At 72.9% G+C, this 14,886-nt stretch carries 12 protein-coding genes and 1 tRNA gene; 7 read left to right on the forward strand and 6 right to left on the reverse strand.

Annotation, left to right across the window (positions count from 1 at the left end; translation table 11 throughout):
- Positions 1 to 444: 444 nt before the first annotated feature.
- The 6 genes from AFE02nite_RS16185 to AFE02nite_RS16205 all read right to left on the reverse strand — a co-directional run bounded on the left by AFE02nite_RS16185 (position 445) and on the right by AFE02nite_RS16205 (position 5,761).
- Positions 445 to 891: a hypothetical protein gene (locus AFE02nite_RS16185; protein ID WP_146820038.1), complete on the reverse strand. Its 447-nt coding sequence runs from the start codon at positions 889 to 891 to the stop codon at positions 445 to 447.
- Positions 892 to 986: 95 nt separating this feature from the next.
- On the reverse strand, positions 987 to 2,435 hold the full coding sequence (locus tag AFE02nite_RS16190) for an alpha/beta hydrolase (RefSeq protein WP_034247773.1): 1,449 nt from the start codon (positions 2,433 to 2,435) through the stop codon (positions 987 to 989).
- Positions 2,432 to 2,737: a hypothetical protein gene (locus AFE02nite_RS17540; RefSeq protein ID WP_186814591.1), complete on the reverse strand. Its 306-nt coding sequence runs from the start codon at positions 2,735 to 2,737 to the stop codon at positions 2,432 to 2,434. Before AFE02nite_RS17540 ends, AFE02nite_RS16190 begins: the two co-directional genes overlap by 4 nt.
- An 867-nt stretch (positions 2,738 to 3,604) precedes the next feature.
- Entirely contained in the window at positions 3,605 to 4,789 is a 1,185-nt protein-coding gene (locus AFE02nite_RS16195; RefSeq protein ID WP_034247770.1) for a site-specific integrase, read from the reverse strand.
- Between the two features lie 103 nt (positions 4,790 to 4,892).
- Complete coding sequence (locus tag AFE02nite_RS16200) at positions 4,893 to 5,312, reverse strand: hypothetical protein (RefSeq protein WP_146820040.1); 420 nt, start codon at positions 5,310 to 5,312, stop codon at positions 4,893 to 4,895.
- A 365-nt stretch (positions 5,313 to 5,677) separates the two neighbouring features.
- Positions 5,678 to 5,761 (reverse strand) — tRNA-Leu (locus AFE02nite_RS16205).
- Positions 5,762 to 6,000: 239 nt separating this feature from the next.
- Between AFE02nite_RS16205 and AFE02nite_RS16210 the strand changes: the two genes are divergently transcribed.
- Genes AFE02nite_RS16210 through pknB form a run of 7 tightly spaced genes read left to right on the forward strand, consistent with a single transcriptional unit; the run spans position 6,001 to position 14,853 of the window.
- Positions 6,001 to 6,708: an FhaA domain-containing protein gene (locus AFE02nite_RS16210; protein WP_034247768.1), complete on the forward strand. Its 708-nt coding sequence runs from the start codon at positions 6,001 to 6,003 to the stop codon at positions 6,706 to 6,708.
- 10 nt (positions 6,709 to 6,718) lie between these two features.
- A complete protein-coding gene (locus tag AFE02nite_RS16215) occupies positions 6,719 to 7,225 on the forward strand; it encodes an FHA domain-containing protein FhaB/FipA (protein ID WP_034247767.1) in 507 nt (168 codons plus the stop codon).
- Between the two features lie 10 nt (positions 7,226 to 7,235).
- Positions 7,236 to 8,486 carry a PP2C family protein-serine/threonine phosphatase gene (locus tag AFE02nite_RS16220; protein ID WP_146820041.1) on the forward strand — a complete coding sequence of 417 codons (1,251 nt, stop codon included), beginning with the start codon at positions 7,236 to 7,238 and terminating at the stop codon, positions 8,484 to 8,486.
- 37 nt (positions 8,487 to 8,523) lie between these two features.
- Positions 8,524 to 9,972 (forward strand): FtsW/RodA/SpoVE family cell cycle protein, encoded by a 1,449-nt coding sequence (locus tag AFE02nite_RS16225; protein ID WP_146820042.1) that lies wholly within the window; start codon positions 8,524 to 8,526, stop codon positions 9,970 to 9,972.
- Positions 9,969 to 11,426, forward strand: coding sequence for a peptidoglycan D,D-transpeptidase FtsI family protein (locus tag AFE02nite_RS16230; protein ID WP_034248818.1), 1,458 nt, complete (start codon positions 9,969 to 9,971; stop codon positions 11,424 to 11,426). The genes AFE02nite_RS16225 and AFE02nite_RS16230 overlap by 4 nt, the downstream gene beginning before the upstream one ends.
- The gene (locus AFE02nite_RS16235) at positions 11,423 to 12,814 is read left to right on the forward strand and encodes a serine/threonine-protein kinase (RefSeq protein ID WP_146820043.1); all 1,392 of its coding nucleotides are present in this window, start codon (positions 11,423 to 11,425) and stop codon (positions 12,812 to 12,814) included. The genes AFE02nite_RS16230 and AFE02nite_RS16235 overlap by 4 nt, the downstream gene beginning before the upstream one ends.
- A complete protein-coding gene (gene pknB / locus AFE02nite_RS16240; protein WP_146820044.1) occupies positions 12,814 to 14,853 on the forward strand; it encodes a Stk1 family PASTA domain-containing Ser/Thr kinase in 2,040 nt (679 codons plus the stop codon). The genes AFE02nite_RS16235 and pknB overlap by 1 nt, the downstream gene beginning before the upstream one ends.
- Positions 14,854 to 14,886 lie beyond the last annotated feature (33 nt).

Raw genomic sequence — 14,886 nt, forward strand, 5'->3', positions numbered from 1 at the left:
TCCCTCATGTCAACAACGTCCATGGGCACTACACCTAGACGTCGGGGGTGAGGCGCTGGTCCCACCACTTGGAGTCCTGCCGTCCGCCGTGGATGGCCGGGTGTGCCGTCGATGCGTGCAGTACACCGAGGCGTTCTACGCCAAGCGCCTCGAGGAGCTCCGGTCCGAGGAGCATGTGCTTGCGGACGTGCCGTTCCGAGCTCCCGTCTCGGGCGGTGCTGCACGGTGGCACGTACGGAGCGGCGACACCCGATGGTCCAGACCGGAGACCGCAGACCGGCCGAGTTGCGGCGCGGGAGTCGCGCTCGACCTCAGCGGACCCGTTCTACGGGTCCCTCCCAGCGGTCGGATCGAGGACGCTGACCCCAGGCTCTGCCGACGATGCCTGCAGCACGCGGCCGCGCCCAGCGAGCCAGGGGGACTCTGACTGGCGCCGTGCGGACGTCAGGCCTCGTCCGGCGCGCCGTCCTCGAGGAAGCAGCCAGTCTCGCCTGACACGATCGTCGCCGCCGGCCCCGTGAGCACCTCGACGATCGCGCCCTCCGGCGTCTCCGCGTTCACCCGCCACACGTCGCCCGCACCGCCGCCCACACTGGAGACGGCGTACCCCAGCTCTTCCCATGCCCGCGCGACGTCAGTCAGGGCTGACTCCGGATCGTCGAGCGCTGCCCCCTCGAGCTCGGGCAGGTCGTAGCTCAGGCCCTGCCGCCCGTCTCGACGCTCGCAACCGAGCGGCGCATCACTCTCTGGCAGAGGCTCGCTCGTGATCCCGAGCTGCCGAGCCGTCTCGACGAGCACCGGCTCCATCTGCACACGGTTCTCCCACGCCGTCGGCTCCAACGCATCGTCCTCGTCCCGCTCACGCGCCGCGGCCACCCGGTCAGCGATCACCACACCGATCGCGACGACAACCAGGACACCGACAACGCCCAGTACCCACGCGGACCGACGGCGTGGAGACCCTCCGGACTCGCTCCCGGGGAGAGTCATCCGTCCCCCTCGATCGTCGTCACCAGCTCCGGGTGCCCGGAGACCACCGCCGCCATGTTCCACAGCGACTCCGTTCCTCGCCTGTAGTACTCCGAGTGTCCCGTAGCCTCCGCCATCTCCCCACCGACCCACGAGTTGGCGCCGCCATCGGTCTGGAACTGCGTGCCCCCGAAGTAGTCCGACTGGAGCTTGCGACTGAAGAAGCCTGACTCCGCGATCGGATCGGAGTGGCGATCACCGGTGCCCACGTAGATGTGATCGTCCGTGAACCCCAGCTCCTGTGCCGTCTGCACACCGACACCGGGCGAGCCGATCAGCACCAGGTCATCGGCGCGGATCGGGCCGCCTGCGGCGGCGATCCCTGTGACGAGCGATCCATAGGAGTGCCCCACGATCGTGAGGTGAGGATCGGATCCCGCCACTGCTCGTGAGGCGTGGATCCCATCCACCAGGCCTGTCAGCAAACGCGCCCCGTCCTCCGCGTCACCCCTGGTGAGCACGTCGAAGTCGAGCGGGGCGTCGTATCCGATCCATGCCACAGTCGCCACGGTCTCGGTTGATCCGGTAACGCGCGCCATCTGCTCCATCTGGTCCTGGAGCCCGTCCGCGTTGCCCGTGATGATCGGCATGTAGTTCGTGACGGCCGAGGAGAACCCGGGGACCAGGACGGCGACGTGGTCGGCGGTGTCCACGTCCCCGAGCGCGATCGCGGCTCGCCCACGACCGGCGGGGTCGAAGAGCACGAGGTGGTAGTCACGCCCGCCCGCCTCGAGCTGGTCGTTCACCGCGGACAGCATCCGCAGCCGCTCGTACTCCTCAGCGAGCTGCGCACCGATCTGCACCTGAGGACTCGACGGCCCAGCCCGGCCGGTGATCGGCCCCGCCGCCGCCAGCTGCGCCTGCAGGTCGGCGATCCGCTGCTCGCACCCGGCCAGCTCGCGCGCCAGCACGAGCCTGTTCGCCCGGTCCCGCGCCGCCATCGGGACGCCGTTGAGCGCGCCCACCGCCGACGGATCCCCGGCGATCAGCCGTGCCTGGGCTCCGGCCGACAGCGACGCCCACCAGGCCGCGACCTGTGCCGGCGGGGTGCCCGGCTCTGGCAGCACCCGGTCGGCCACCGCCGAGACCAGGCGGCGGTCCGCCTCGTCGAGTGTCGAGCCGTCCTGGGCGGCCGCCCAGGCGGCCCGCAACGCCCGGGCGGCATCCACCCGGCGCACCATCGACAGCGTCTGCTCGACCCGCACGCCCTCGTCCCGACGGCGGCGCAACGCCGCGGCCGCAGCCGCGGCCGCGTCCCCCTCCCAGGCATCCCCGAGCTGGGCGATCACGCGCTCCAGATCCCCGACCGCCGACTCCACCCGGCGACGGGTCGACTCGACGTCGTCCGCTGCCTCGTCCAGCGCAGACGGATTCCACCCCAGCAGGACGCTGGCCCGCACGCTCACAGCGGCCTGCCCGCCCGGCGCGCCCGGTCCGCGGCGTACTCGTCCGAGTCCTCGAACTCCCGCAGAGCGGCCCCGACGTCCTGCGACCATGCCTCACACGCCCGGCTCAGCGCCCGGACCCGAGCCTCGACCTGACCGGCCAACTCCGTGAACGCCCCGGTCGTCTGGGAGCCGGGCACCGCTCCGCCGACGCGGCTCGCCGCCGCCTGGACGCCCGCGGGCGTGATCTCCGCACCCGCCGACGCGACGACGGCAGCCCACGTGCGCACACGATCGCCAGCAACCTGCAAGCCCCCTGCCATGCCGGGAGTCTCCCAGAGAAGCCAACTCATGATCGGGTGAAACCGGCGCACAACACTCGATCGGAGCACCCGAGCACGAGCGTGCGAGGGGAGCCCTTACGGTCCCGCCACGTCAGGGCGCGGCTTGGCGGTGGGCGGCAGGCGTCAACGGTCGGTCGGCGAGCCCACGGGCTCCGCGCGACCGCCCCGACCCGGGACCGGGCGTGCCCAACCAAGGAGGTTCCCTGTGAACCGTCACGTCCCACCAGCGCACCCACGCCGAGCGGCTCGGGTCCGGCCACCGGAGCTGCAGCGCCTCGTGCGCAAGCACGAGGAGCTCGAGGCCCTGATCAGCGCGGCACGGAGCCACGGCCAGTCCACAGGCCGGCTGTGGTCGGCGATGGTCTGCGTTGAGGACCGGATGCGCCTGGCCTTTCCACGCGCCTACGCGCACTGGATCGCCGTCTGGGCAATCCAGCGACCCCGAGGCCTGCACCCGCCCGGCGGCTCGAGTCCCGCATGCAGCCTGTGCGCTGGCACCCCGTCGGCGCCTCGCACAACCCATCACCAGGCGGTGGGCCAGTGACCCAGAGCACGCCACAGCCCTGCGCCTACTGCCCGCACGACCTCGGGGGGCACCGGCTCTTGCTCCTGGACCTCGCCAAGATGCTCGGCATCGTCCTGTGCTCGACGCCGGGCTGCACCTGCGGCGCAACATGGCGAGCATCGACCGCGCCCTCGACGCCCGAGCAGGTGGCGGAGACGCGAGACGCTGTCCGCCGAATCATCACCGAGGCCGGGCTACCGCTCCCGGCCTTCCTCCAGTAGGACGACGACGGGCCCAGGATCACCTGGGCCCGTCGTTCCATGCCTGCCACTTCCCCGCCGTCAGCGCCGCGGGCGGGGCTCCCGGTGCAGCCACGGGTGGTCGCCGCCGTGCAGGTCGACGACCGCCTTCGCGACCTCCTTCTGGCTCGCCTCGGTGTAGATGTCGTTGGTCTCGACGATCGCGTGGCGGGCGAAGGCCGTGGAGACGGCGCTGCCAGCGTGGCGCTGAACCTTCGTGATGGCGTGGTGGCGCAGCGTGTGTGCAGTGACCTGCATCTTGTCGGCCCACTCGTACGACGACTGCAGCCGGTCGCAGAAGACGTAGTTGAAGCGACGCCTCCCGATCGGCTTGTAGAGCCCGGGCCCGACCCGCTTTCGGAACACGCTGTCTCCGCGGAGCACGGCGCCACGGCGCTGCGCGAACGCGAGGAGTTCCTGGACGAACCAGTCGGGGACCGGCTGGTCGATGTCGGTGCCGAACTTCTCGCGCAGACGAACGGTGCACTCCGTCGGGTCGATGTCCTCGATCCGCAAGTTCAGGACGCCTTCCTGACGAGCACCGGTGATGTCGAGGAAGCGCAGGATCAGCTCGTCCAGCTCCGGGTCGTCCCCGGTCGAGGAGAGGAGCGCAACCATCTGGTCGTAGTGCTCGCACTCCAAGGCCATCCGCGACCCGCCCTTCTCCCGCTTCGGCCTCTTGAACTTCGACGCGGGGTTCATGCCCTCAGCGAGGTGGCGATCACGGATCGCGACCTCGAACAAGCAGCGCCAGGCGCCGATCGCGTTGTACCGGGCCCCGTCGCCGCTGGCTCGGCGAATGACACGTCCCGCGGCCTCGCGCTGCTCCGCGCGGGCCTCAGCACGGCGGGCGGCCCGCTGCGCGACGACCTTCAGGGCCTGGTCGATGTGGCTGGGCAACACCTCGTCGGCCCACATGTGCCCGATGCCTGCCCACGGGAGCCCGTCCGGGCCGGTCAGCGTGGGGTCTCCGTGGGCCAGGAGCTTCATGTAACCGAGGTACGTGCGTCGCGTGTTCGTGGTCATCGACGCGTCTGCCTTGGCGACCAGGTCCGTGACCTTGATCCGGTCGCCCGCGCCGCGAGCCGTCGCACCGGCGATGAGCGCGCCGTCGGCGAGGAGACGCAGTGCCTGGCTCAGCTCGGCCAGCTGGGCGCCATGCGTGGCGATCAGGTCGAGCGCGTCCTTCATGGTGGGCTCGTCGCCCGGGGTGAGCTGGGTGCTCATGGTCGTTTCCTTTGTCCTCGTTGGCACCGGACCTCCCGGCGCAGGGCGTACCGTGCGGTCCCCCCGGTGCCTGTCAGTCGCCACATGCCTGGTCCTCGGAACTTCACCCGCCCGACGCAACCGGAGCTCGCCAAGCGGGCTTCACGCCGCCGCGCTTCGCGGCAGGCAGAGGCGCCGACACCGGGGCGGGCACTGGCTCGGCGTCGGCGTCGATCGCCTGCGCGACGTCCGCCCCGCTCAGGAGCAGCAGCTCCCCGTTGCTTGCCGTGCTGGCGAACACCATGTCGCCTACGCCGACGTCCAGCCGGGCCCGGGCAGCGGCCGGCAGGGTCATGCGGCCAGCCCGGTACTGCGAGGGCAGCTCTGCCGGCGTGCTCACAACGCCGGGCCACACCCGGACCCGCCCCCGCTCGACGCACACCACGAGGTCCGTACCGTCCGCCCAGCCGAGGTGCGAGGCGAGCTTGACGATCGCGATGCGGTTCTGGCCATCCATCGCCGGTGCCCCGAGTGCACGCTTCACACCGTCACGCGATGGCCAGGACGGTGCCGTCGGGAGAGCCGCGAGGGCCGCAGGGGACGGGACCTGGGCAGCGCCGGCGGGCCGCCCGCCCTTGATCGCCGTCAGCTGTGCCCGGGTGCGGTGGAGGGTGTCAAGACCGTGTGCCATGACGTCACCGGTCCGCTCACCGGCCGCGGGGGCAGTCCCCACATCAGCGCCGTCATCAACCAAGGCGCCCAGACCCTGGGCACCTTGCGCCGGCGCCACGCCCCCGGACCATCCATGGCCGTCGGGACCGGCGTTGCTCCCGTCCCCAGGACGACGAAGAGCCGGAGACCCTGGAGTCCCCGGCTCTCGATCACCCTGGGAGATCTCCCAGGTTTCTGTGCGCGAGGGGGGAGTTGAACCCCCACGCCCTTTCGGGCACACGGACCTGAACCGTGCGCGTCTGCCTATTCCGCCACTCGCGCGCGCCGAGAAAGGCTAGCACGTCACCCGCGCGCCCTGGACCGGTGGTGCGACCCCGGCGCCGCCCGGCGGATACGATCGGACGCGGACCAGGAGGCGGTCCGATGCCGGACGCCGCGCAGCCACCACCCCGACAGCTGCGAGGCACCCCACCTGGGCGACCCAGGTCCGGCCCACGACCCGCCACCAGGCACGACGACGTCAGCGGGCCCGCCCCGCACGGCGGCCGGGAGGAGGTGGCATGGGAGTCCTCGACAAGTTCGAGAAGGGCGTGGAGCGCGTCGTCAGCAACGCGTTCGCGAAGGCCTTCAAGAGCGAGGTGAAGCCGGTCGAGCTCGCGAGCGCGCTCCGGCGCGAGATCGACGACCGCGCCGCCGTCGTCGGCCGCGACCGGACGGTGGTCCCCAACGAGTTCGTCATCGAGCTGTCCCCGGTCGACCACGAGCAGGTCGTCGAGTGGGGCGCGGAGCCGCTCGCGGACGAGCTCGCCGCGAACGTCACCGAGCACGCAACCGGCCAGCGGTACGCGTTCCTCGGCCCGGTGACCGTCGCGTTCGTCGAGAACGACGAGCTCGAGACCGGCCGCTTCCTCGTCCGCAGCGCCACCGTCCGCGGCGCGGTCGCGCCGGCCACCACGGTCGCCGCGAGCCAGCGGCACCCGCTCATCGACATCGACGGGCAGCGCTACCTGCTCACCGGGCCGGTCACGGTCATCGGGCGCGGCAGCGAGGCGGACATCATCGTGGACGACCCGGGCGTCTCCCGCCGGCACCTCGAGATCCGCGTGACGCCCGACGCCGTCATCGCCACCGACCTCGGCTCGACCAACGGCACGTACGTGGAGGGCCACCACGTGCCCGCCGCCACGCTCGTCGACGGGAACACGATCACCATCGGCCGCACGCGGATCCTCTTCTGGACCGGCAGCGACGACGACGAGGACCGGTGATCCGTCCCACATGAGTGAGCTGACGATCACCCTGCTCCGGCTGGGCTACCTGGTGCTGCTCTGGGTGTTCGTGCTCGCCGCGATCTCCGTGCTGCGCCGGGACCTGTACGGGACGCGCATCGTCAGCCGCCGCCTGCGCCGCCCCGGCGGCCGCAGCGAGCGGGCCCCGGTCCCCGCGCCGCCGCCGGGTGCCGCCGCTCCGGCGCCGATCCCCAAGCGCGACGCCGTCCCCCGCCGCCTGGTCGTCACCGCCGGCCCGCTGCGCGGGACCACCCTCCCGCTGGGCACGTCGGCGATCCTCATCGGCCGCGCGCCGTCCTGCACGCTCGTGCTCGACGACGACTACTCGTCGTCGCGGCACGCCCGCATCTACCCGGAGAACGGTCAGTGGTACGTCGAGGACCTCGGCTCGACCAACGGCACGTTCGTCGGGCGCCAGAAGATCGACCAGCCGACGCCGGTGACGATCGGCAGCCAGGTCAAGGTGGGCCAGTCGACGCTCGAGCTGCAGCGGTGAGGGGACGCACGTGACCATCGCCCTGCGCTACGCCGCCCGCTCCGACGTCGGCCTGGTGCGCTCGAACAACCAGGACTCGGCCTACGCCGGGCCGCACCTGCTCGTCGTCGCGGACGGCATGGGCGGGCACGCGGGCGGCGACGTCGCCTCGTCCGTCGCCGTCGCGCACCTGGCGCCGCTCGACGACGAGGCGCACGGGCCCGACGACGCGCTCGACGAGCTGGCCGCGGCGCTGTCCACGGCGCACGAGGAGCTGCTCGCGCTCGCCGAGGAGAACCCCGAGCTCGCGGGCCTCGGCACCACCGTGACGGCCCTGCTGCGCTCGGGCAACAAGCTCGCGATGGCGCACATCGGCGACTCCCGCGCGTACCTGCTGCGCGACGGCGAGCTCGCGCAGGTGACCACCGACCACTCGTTCGTGCAGCACCTGGTCAACACGGGCAAGCTCACGCCGGAGGAGGCGGAGCACCACCCGCAGCGCTCGGTCCTGCTGCGCGTGCTCGGCGACTTCGACATGGAGATCGTCCCGGACCTGTCGGTGCGCGAGGCCCGCCCGGGCGACCGGTGGCTGCTGTGCAGCGACGGCCTGTCCGGCGTCGTGAGCCACGACACCCTGGCCGAGACGATGCGCGACGTCCCGGACGCCGGCGCGTGCGCGGAGCAGCTCGTCGAGCTCGCGCTGCGCGGCGGCGCGCCGGACAACGTGACCGTCGTCGTCGGCGACGTCGTCGAGCTGGACGACCTGCCCGACGGCGCCGCGCCGGAGACCACGAGCCACGTCGTCGGCGCCGCGGCGCTCGACCGCAACCGTCCGACGCGCGGGGGCCGGGGCGCCGCCGCCCGCGCCGCCGAGCACTCGGCCGCGGCGCGCGCCCGCACCCACCCGCCGACGGCGGCCGCCGCCCCCGCGTTCGTCGACGACGAGGACCTGGTCCCGACCCGGAGCCGCGCCCGGCGGATCGTGACGGTGCTGGTCGTCGTCGCGGTGCTCGCCGGCGCGGTCACCGCCGGGTGGCTCGGCTACCGGTGGACGCAGACGCAGTACTACGTCGGCGTGGCCGACGGTCGGGTGGCGGTCTACCGGGGCATCCCGCAGAGCGTGGGCCCGCTCGCGCTCTCGGAGGTCGTCGAGAAGAGCGACGTCCGCGTGGACGACCTGCCCGCGTACTTCCGCGACCGCCTCGCGGACACCCTGCCCGCCGACGACCTCGCGGACGCCCGCGACCGCGTCGACTCGCTCGAGCGGGAGGCCGATCGGTGACCTCACGACGGCGGCCGGGCGCCGCCCGGGTGCGCTGATGGCGACCGTCAGCCCGCACGTCGCGCGGCCGGGTCGGTCGCTCGAGCTGGGCCTGCTGCTCATCGCGCTCGTGCTGGGCGTCGGGGCGTACGCCCTGGTCGGCGTCGCGACGGCCGGCTCGATGCCGGCGGACATCGTGGGCTACAGCGTCGGCCTCGTCGCCCTCGCCGTCGGCATGCACGTGGTGCTGCGGTGGCGCGCGCCGTACGCGGACCCGGTGATCCTGCCCGTCGGCGTCGCGCTCAACGGCATCGGGCTGGCGATGATCTACCGGCTGGACTTCGCGTACGCAGCCGCGGGCCGGCAGAACGCGACGTTCGCCGAGCGGCAGCTCAGCTGGACCGCGATCTCGGTGGTGGCGGCCGTCGTCGTGCTCGTGGTGCTGCGGGACCACCGGACGCTGCGGCGCTACACCTACACCGCGATGGTCGCCGGTCTCCTGCTGCTCGTGCTGCCGCTCGCGCCGGGCATCGGGCGGACCATCAACGGCGCCCGCATCTGGATCCACGTCGGCCCGGCGTCGTTCCAGCCCGGCGAGCTCGCCAAGATCGTCCTCGCGGTGTTCTTCGCCGGCTACCTCGTGACCAACCGCGACACCCTCGCGCTGGCCGGGCCGCGCATCCTCGGCCTCCAGCTGCCGCGCATCCGGGACCTCGGCCCGATCATCCTCGCCTGGGGCGTCTCGCTCGCCGTCCTCGTTTTCGAGCGGGACCTCGGCACCTCCCTGCTGTTCTTCGGGCTGTTCGTCGGGATGCTCTACCTCGCGACCGAGCGGATCAGCTGGGTGGTCATCGGCGTCGGGCTGTTCATCGGGGGCGCCGCGCTGGCGGCCCGGGCGTTCTCGCACGTCGCGACGCGCTTCGACGTCTGGCTGCACGCGCTGGACGACGACGTCTTCAACGCGAGCCCGGGCTCGGGCCAGCTCGTCCGCGGCCTGTACGGGATGGCGAACGGCGGGCTGTTCGGCACGGGCCTCGGCGAGGGCCGCCCGGACCTCGTGCCCTACGCGGAGTCGGACTTCATCGTCGCGTCGCTCGGCGAGGAGCTGGGCCTGACCGGCCTGCTCGCGCTGCTCGTCCTGTACGTGGTGCTCGCCCAGCGCGGCCTGCGCACCGCCATCGGCGTGCGGGACGGGTTCGGCAAGCTGTTCGCGGGCGGCATGAGCTTCGTCATCGCGTTCCAGTGCTTCGTCGTCGTGGGTGGCGTCACGCGCCTCATCCCGCTGACCGGCCTGACGATGCCATTCCTCGCCTACGGCGGCTCGTCGCTGCTGGCGAACTGGATCATCGCGGCCCTGCTGCTGCGGATCTCCGACAGCGCGCGCCGCCCGGCGCCCGCCGCCGACCCGGTGCCCGGGGCCGACCCCGCGGACGCCTACGCCGCACCGCCCGTGCTGCCCATGGGCTCCGACCACGCCACCGAGGTGATCGAGGTGAGGCCGGCGTGAACACCCCGCTGCGCCGCCTCGCCACCGTGGTCACGGTGATGTTCCTCGCGCTCATGGTGGGCACCACCTGGGTGCAGTTCGTGCAGGCGCCGTCCCTCAACAGCGACCAGCGCAACGTGCGCACCCTCTACCGCGAGTTCGGGAACTTCCGCGGGCCGATCGTGGCCGGGGGCGAGGCGATCGTGACCTCGACGCCCGTCGACGACTCCTTCGGCTACCAGCGGTCATACGCGAACGGTCTCCTCTACGCGCCCGTCACCGGCTACTACTCGGTGGTCTACGGGCGCACCGGCATCGAGGAGTGGTTCAACACCGAGCTCAACGGCTCGGCGGACTCGCTGTTCTACGAGCGCCTGCAGGACCTCGTCACCGGGCGCCAGACGCGCGGGGCGTCGGTCGAGCTCACCATCGACCCCACCGTGCAGCAGGCCGCGTGGGACGCGCTGGGCGACCAGCGCGGCGCCGTCGTCGCCCTGGACCCCACCACGGGCGCGATCCTCGCCATGGTCTCCAAGCCGAGCTACGACCCGAACGTGCTGTCGAGCCACGACCTGGCCTCGGTGCGCACGGCCTGGGAGTCGCTGCTGGCCGACCCGGGCGACCCGCTCGTGAACCGCGCCATCGCCGGCGACACCTACCCGCCGGGCTCGACGTTCAAGCTGATCACCGCGGCGGCCGCCCTCGAGAACGGCATGACGGCGCAGACGCCCGTCGCCGCGCCCCGCGAGCTGACGCTGCCCCAGACCTCGACCGTGCTGCGCAACTTCGGCGGCTCCGCGTGCTCGTCCACCGGGGCGATGACCCTCGCCGACGCGCTGCGCATCTCCTGCAACACCGCGTTCGCCCAGATCGGCATCGACCTCGGGGCGGATGAACTTCGCGCACAGGCTGAGGCCTTCGGGTTCGGCTCCCCGCTGAACGTGCCGATGGATGTCACGGAGAGCCGCTTCCCGACCGACCCCGACGCGCCGCAGACGGCTCTCTCGGCGATCGGGCAGTACGAGGTGCGCGTGACCCCGCTCCAGATGGCGATGGTGGCCGCAGCCATCGGCAACGGCGGCGTGCAGATGACGCCGTACCTGGTGCAGGCCGTCCGCAGCCAGGACCTCACGGTCGTCGACGAGACCGACCCGAGCGAGCTCGGCCGGCCGATCTCCGCGACCACCGCCACGCAGCTGCGGGACATGATGGTCGGCGTCGTCGCGGACGGCACGGGCCAGCGCGCGCAGATCCCCGGCGTGACCGTCGCCGGCAAGACCGGCACCGCCCAGACCACCGACGACGTCGCCCCGCACGCGTGGTTCACCGCCTTCGCCCCGGCGGAGGCGCCGCGCGTCGCCGTCGCCGTCGTCGTCGAGAACGGCGGGTCCATGGGCAGCGAGGCGACCGGCGGCGCCGTCGCCGCCCCGATCGCGCGCGCGGTCATCGAGGCAGCCCTGGCGAGGACGCCGTGAAGCCGGGCGAGGGTGTCGCGCTCGGCGACCGGTACCGCCTGGTGAGCCGGATCGCCGTCGGGGGCATGGGCGAGGTGTGGCAGGCGCACGACGAGTCGCTCGCGCGCGACGTGGCCGTGAAGGTGCTGCGTGAGGAGTACGCGGGCGACGAGGGCTTCCTCGAGCGGTTCCGGACCGAGGCCCGCAACTGCGCGCAGCTGAGCCACCCGAACATCGCCCAGCTCTACGACTACGGCGAGCAGGACGGCTCGGCGTTCCTCGTGATGGAGCTGATCCTCGGCGAACCGCTGTCGGACCTGCTCGACCGCGAGCCGGTGCTGCCGACCCGGCGCCTGCTGCCGATCCTCGCCGAGACCGCCCGCGCGCTGCACGCCGCGCACGTCGCCGGCGTCGTGCACCGCGACGTGAAGCCGGGCAACATCATCCTGTCGCGCTCCGGGCGCGTGAAGATCACGGACTTCGGCATCTCCACGGCGACCGGCCGCATCCCGATGACGGACTCCGGCATGGTCATGGGCACCGCCCAGTACCTGTCGCCGGAGCAGGCCATCGGCAAGGCGGCGACGGCGCAGTCCGACATCTACGCGCTCGGCATCGTCGCGTACGAGGCGATCGTCGGGCACCGGCCCTTCACCGGCCCGACGGCCGTCGACATCGCGGTCGCGCACGTGAACACCCCGGTGCCGCCGATGCCCGCCGACGTGGACCCGGAGCTGTCCGCCCTGGTCATGCGCATGTTGGCGAAGGACCCGGAGGAGCGCCCGCGCTCGGCCGCGTCGCTCGCCCGCGTGCTCGACGACATGGCCGTGCGCACGCCCGGGCACGGCATCCCCACCGAGCTGGGCCGGCACGCGCGGCCCGTCGACGTCGTCGACGCCGTGAGCACCGGCGCGCTCGCGCTCGACACGTTCCCGCAGCTCGTGTCGCCTGCACCGCCGCCGCGCCCCACCGGTGCGGCGGCCCGTCTGGTGCCCGGCCGCGACGAGCCCGTCGCGGAGCCGCCCGCGTCCACGCCGCCCGCGTTCCCGGCCCCGGCCCGGACGGCCGCGCAGGCGGCGGGCGCCGCGGCGTCGGCGGCGGGAAGCGTCGCGCGCCGCTGGCTGGGCGCGGCCCGTCGGGTGTTCGCCGCTCCGGTCCCGGACGGCAGCGGGGTCGGGCGACGGTGGGGGAAGGTGTCCCGCCCGCTCGTCGCCCTCGTCCTCATGCTGCTCTTCGCCGCCTTGGGCGCGGCGTTTGCGGATAGCCTGTGGGGTCGGTCCCGTTCCGCGCCCCCCTCCGACGACGCGGGATCGCAGATCCTGGTGCTGGGCTCCCCCGAGTGGGCGCGCGCCCGTGGGATCATCGACAACAACCCCGAGAGGGTCGAGACGACAGCGAGGGACCAGTAGTGGTGGCAGACGCACCCCGGATCCTGGGCGGCCGGTACGAGGTCGGCGAGCTCATCGGGCGCGGCGGCATGGCCGAGGTCCACATCGGCCACGACACGCGCCTCGGCCGTACGGTGGCCGTGAAGATCCTCCGTTCCGACCTCGCGCGCGACCCGTCCTTCCAGGCCCGCTTCCGCCGCGAGGCGCAGGCGGCCGCCGCCCTCAACCACCCGGCCATCGTCGCGGTGTACGACACCGGCGAGGACGTGTCGGTCGAGCCGAGCGGCGCCGTGTCGCACGTGCCGTTCATCGTCATGGAGTACGTCGAGGGCCACACCGTGCGGGACATCCTGCGCGACGGCGCCGCCGTCCCCATCGAGGAGGCCGTCGAGATCACGGCCGGCGTGCTGTCCGCGCTCGAGTACAGCCACCACGCGGGCATCGTGCACCGCGACATCAAGCCCGCCAACGTCATGCTCACGCCCGCTGGCGCGGTGAAGGTGATGGACTTCGGCATCGCCCGCGCGATGGCCGACGCCGCCGGCACGATGACGCAGACGCAGGCCGTCATCGGCACCGCGCAGTACCTCTCCCCGGAGCAGGCGCGCGGCGAGGCCGTCGACTCGCGGTCCGACCTCTACTCGACCGGTTGCCTGCTGTTCGAGCTGCTCACCGGGCGCCCGCCGTTCGTCGGTGACTCCCCGGTGGCCGTGGCCTACCAGCACGCGCGCGAGGTGGCCCAGCCGCCGAGCGCGTTCGCCTCCGACGTCCCCGAGGCGCTCGACCGCATCACGATGAAGGCACTGGCCAAGGACCGCAACGAGCGGTACGGCTCGGCGGCGGAGTTCCGCGCCGACCTCGAGGCCGCCCTGCGCGGCGGTCACGTGAGCGCGCCCGTCGTGGGTGCGCTCGGCGCCGCGGCGCTCGGCGCGGGCGCCGCCGCCGCGACGCAGCGGTTCGAGCCGCCGGCCGCCGCGACGCAGGTCATGCAGCCGACGGCGACCCCGGCCGCCGTGGCTCCCGCCGGCGCCCCGGGCTGGGCCCCGCTCGGCACGACGACGGCGCCCCCCGCCGCCGGCTACGGCCGCGCCCCGGTCGAGCCGGAGGACGAGGAGCCGCGCCGGCCGTGGGTGATGTGGGCCCTGATCGGCGTCGCCGTGGTCGCGATCATCGGCATCATCTGGCTGCTGACCAAGGGCAACGCCGCCGAGACGCCGGTGGAGCAGGTGGAGGTGCCCGACGTCGTCGGGCGGACCGAGGCCGAGGCGCGCGACCTGCTCACGGAGGCCGGCTTCGAGGTGAAGCCCGTGCGCGAGCCGAACGCCGCCGAGGAGGGCACGGTCGTCAGCACCGACCCCGAGGGCGGCGAGATGGCCGACCCGGGCACCGAGGTCGAGGTCGTCATCTCGTCCGGCCCGGACGCCGTGCAGATCCCGGTGATGACGAACTTCACGCGTGAGCAGGCCCAGCAGGCGCTGCTCGACCTGGGGTTCAAGGCGGAGAACATCAGCTGGCCGACGAAGAACAGCGCCGACGTGCTCAAGGACCAGGTCGTGGAGACCGATCCGCCCGCCGGCCAGTTCGTCGACCCGACCGGCCCGATCACCGTCTACCTCTCCAGCGGGCTCGTGGACATGGTCGACCTGAACGGCAAGACTGAGGCCGAGGCGCGCGCCATCCTCCAGGACCTCAACCTGGTCGCGGACGTCAAGTACGAGGACGTCGACGACCCGGCGCAGGTCGGCAAGGTCTTCGACCAGAGCCGTCCCGCCGGACCGGTCGAGCAGGGCGCGACCGTGACCATCACCGTGGGTCAGGAGCGCCAGGTCGAGATGACCCAGGTGCCGACAGGCCTCGTCGGGATGAAGTGCCAGGACGCGCTCCAGGCGCTCGGCAGCGCCCAGCTCAACGGTGACTGCCGCTACGCGAACGGCGACCGCGCCAACAACCCGGACATCGTCAAGAGCACGAACCCCGCCGGCGGGCAGCAGGTCCCGGTCGGCACGACCGTGACGCTGACCGTGGAGCCGCCCGCGAGCACCCCGCCCGAGGAGCCGTAAGCACCAGCAATGACGAAGGGCCCGGCCGCACGG

It is taken from the genome of Actinotalea fermentans (genome assembly GCF_007991475.1).
Classification (GTDB): Bacteria; Actinomycetota; Actinomycetes; order Actinomycetales; family Cellulomonadaceae; genus Actinotalea; species Actinotalea fermentans.

Coding starts and splice junctions, on each gene's coding strand:
- AFE02nite_RS17540 (WP_186814591.1), bottom strand. CDS start 2,737: ATGGCAGGGGGCTTGCAGGTTGCTGGCGATCGTGTGCGCACGTGGGCT.
- AFE02nite_RS16195 (WP_034247770.1), bottom strand. CDS start 4,789: ATGAGCACCCAGCTCACCCCGGGCGACGAGCCCACCATGAAGGACGCG.
- AFE02nite_RS16210 (WP_034247768.1), top strand. CDS start 6,001: ATGGGAGTCCTCGACAAGTTCGAGAAGGGCGTGGAGCGCGTCGTCAGC.
- AFE02nite_RS16215 (WP_034247767.1), top strand. CDS start 6,719: ATGAGTGAGCTGACGATCACCCTGCTCCGGCTGGGCTACCTGGTGCTG.
- AFE02nite_RS16225 (WP_146820042.1), top strand. CDS start 8,524: ATGGCGACCGTCAGCCCGCACGTCGCGCGGCCGGGTCGGTCGCTCGAG.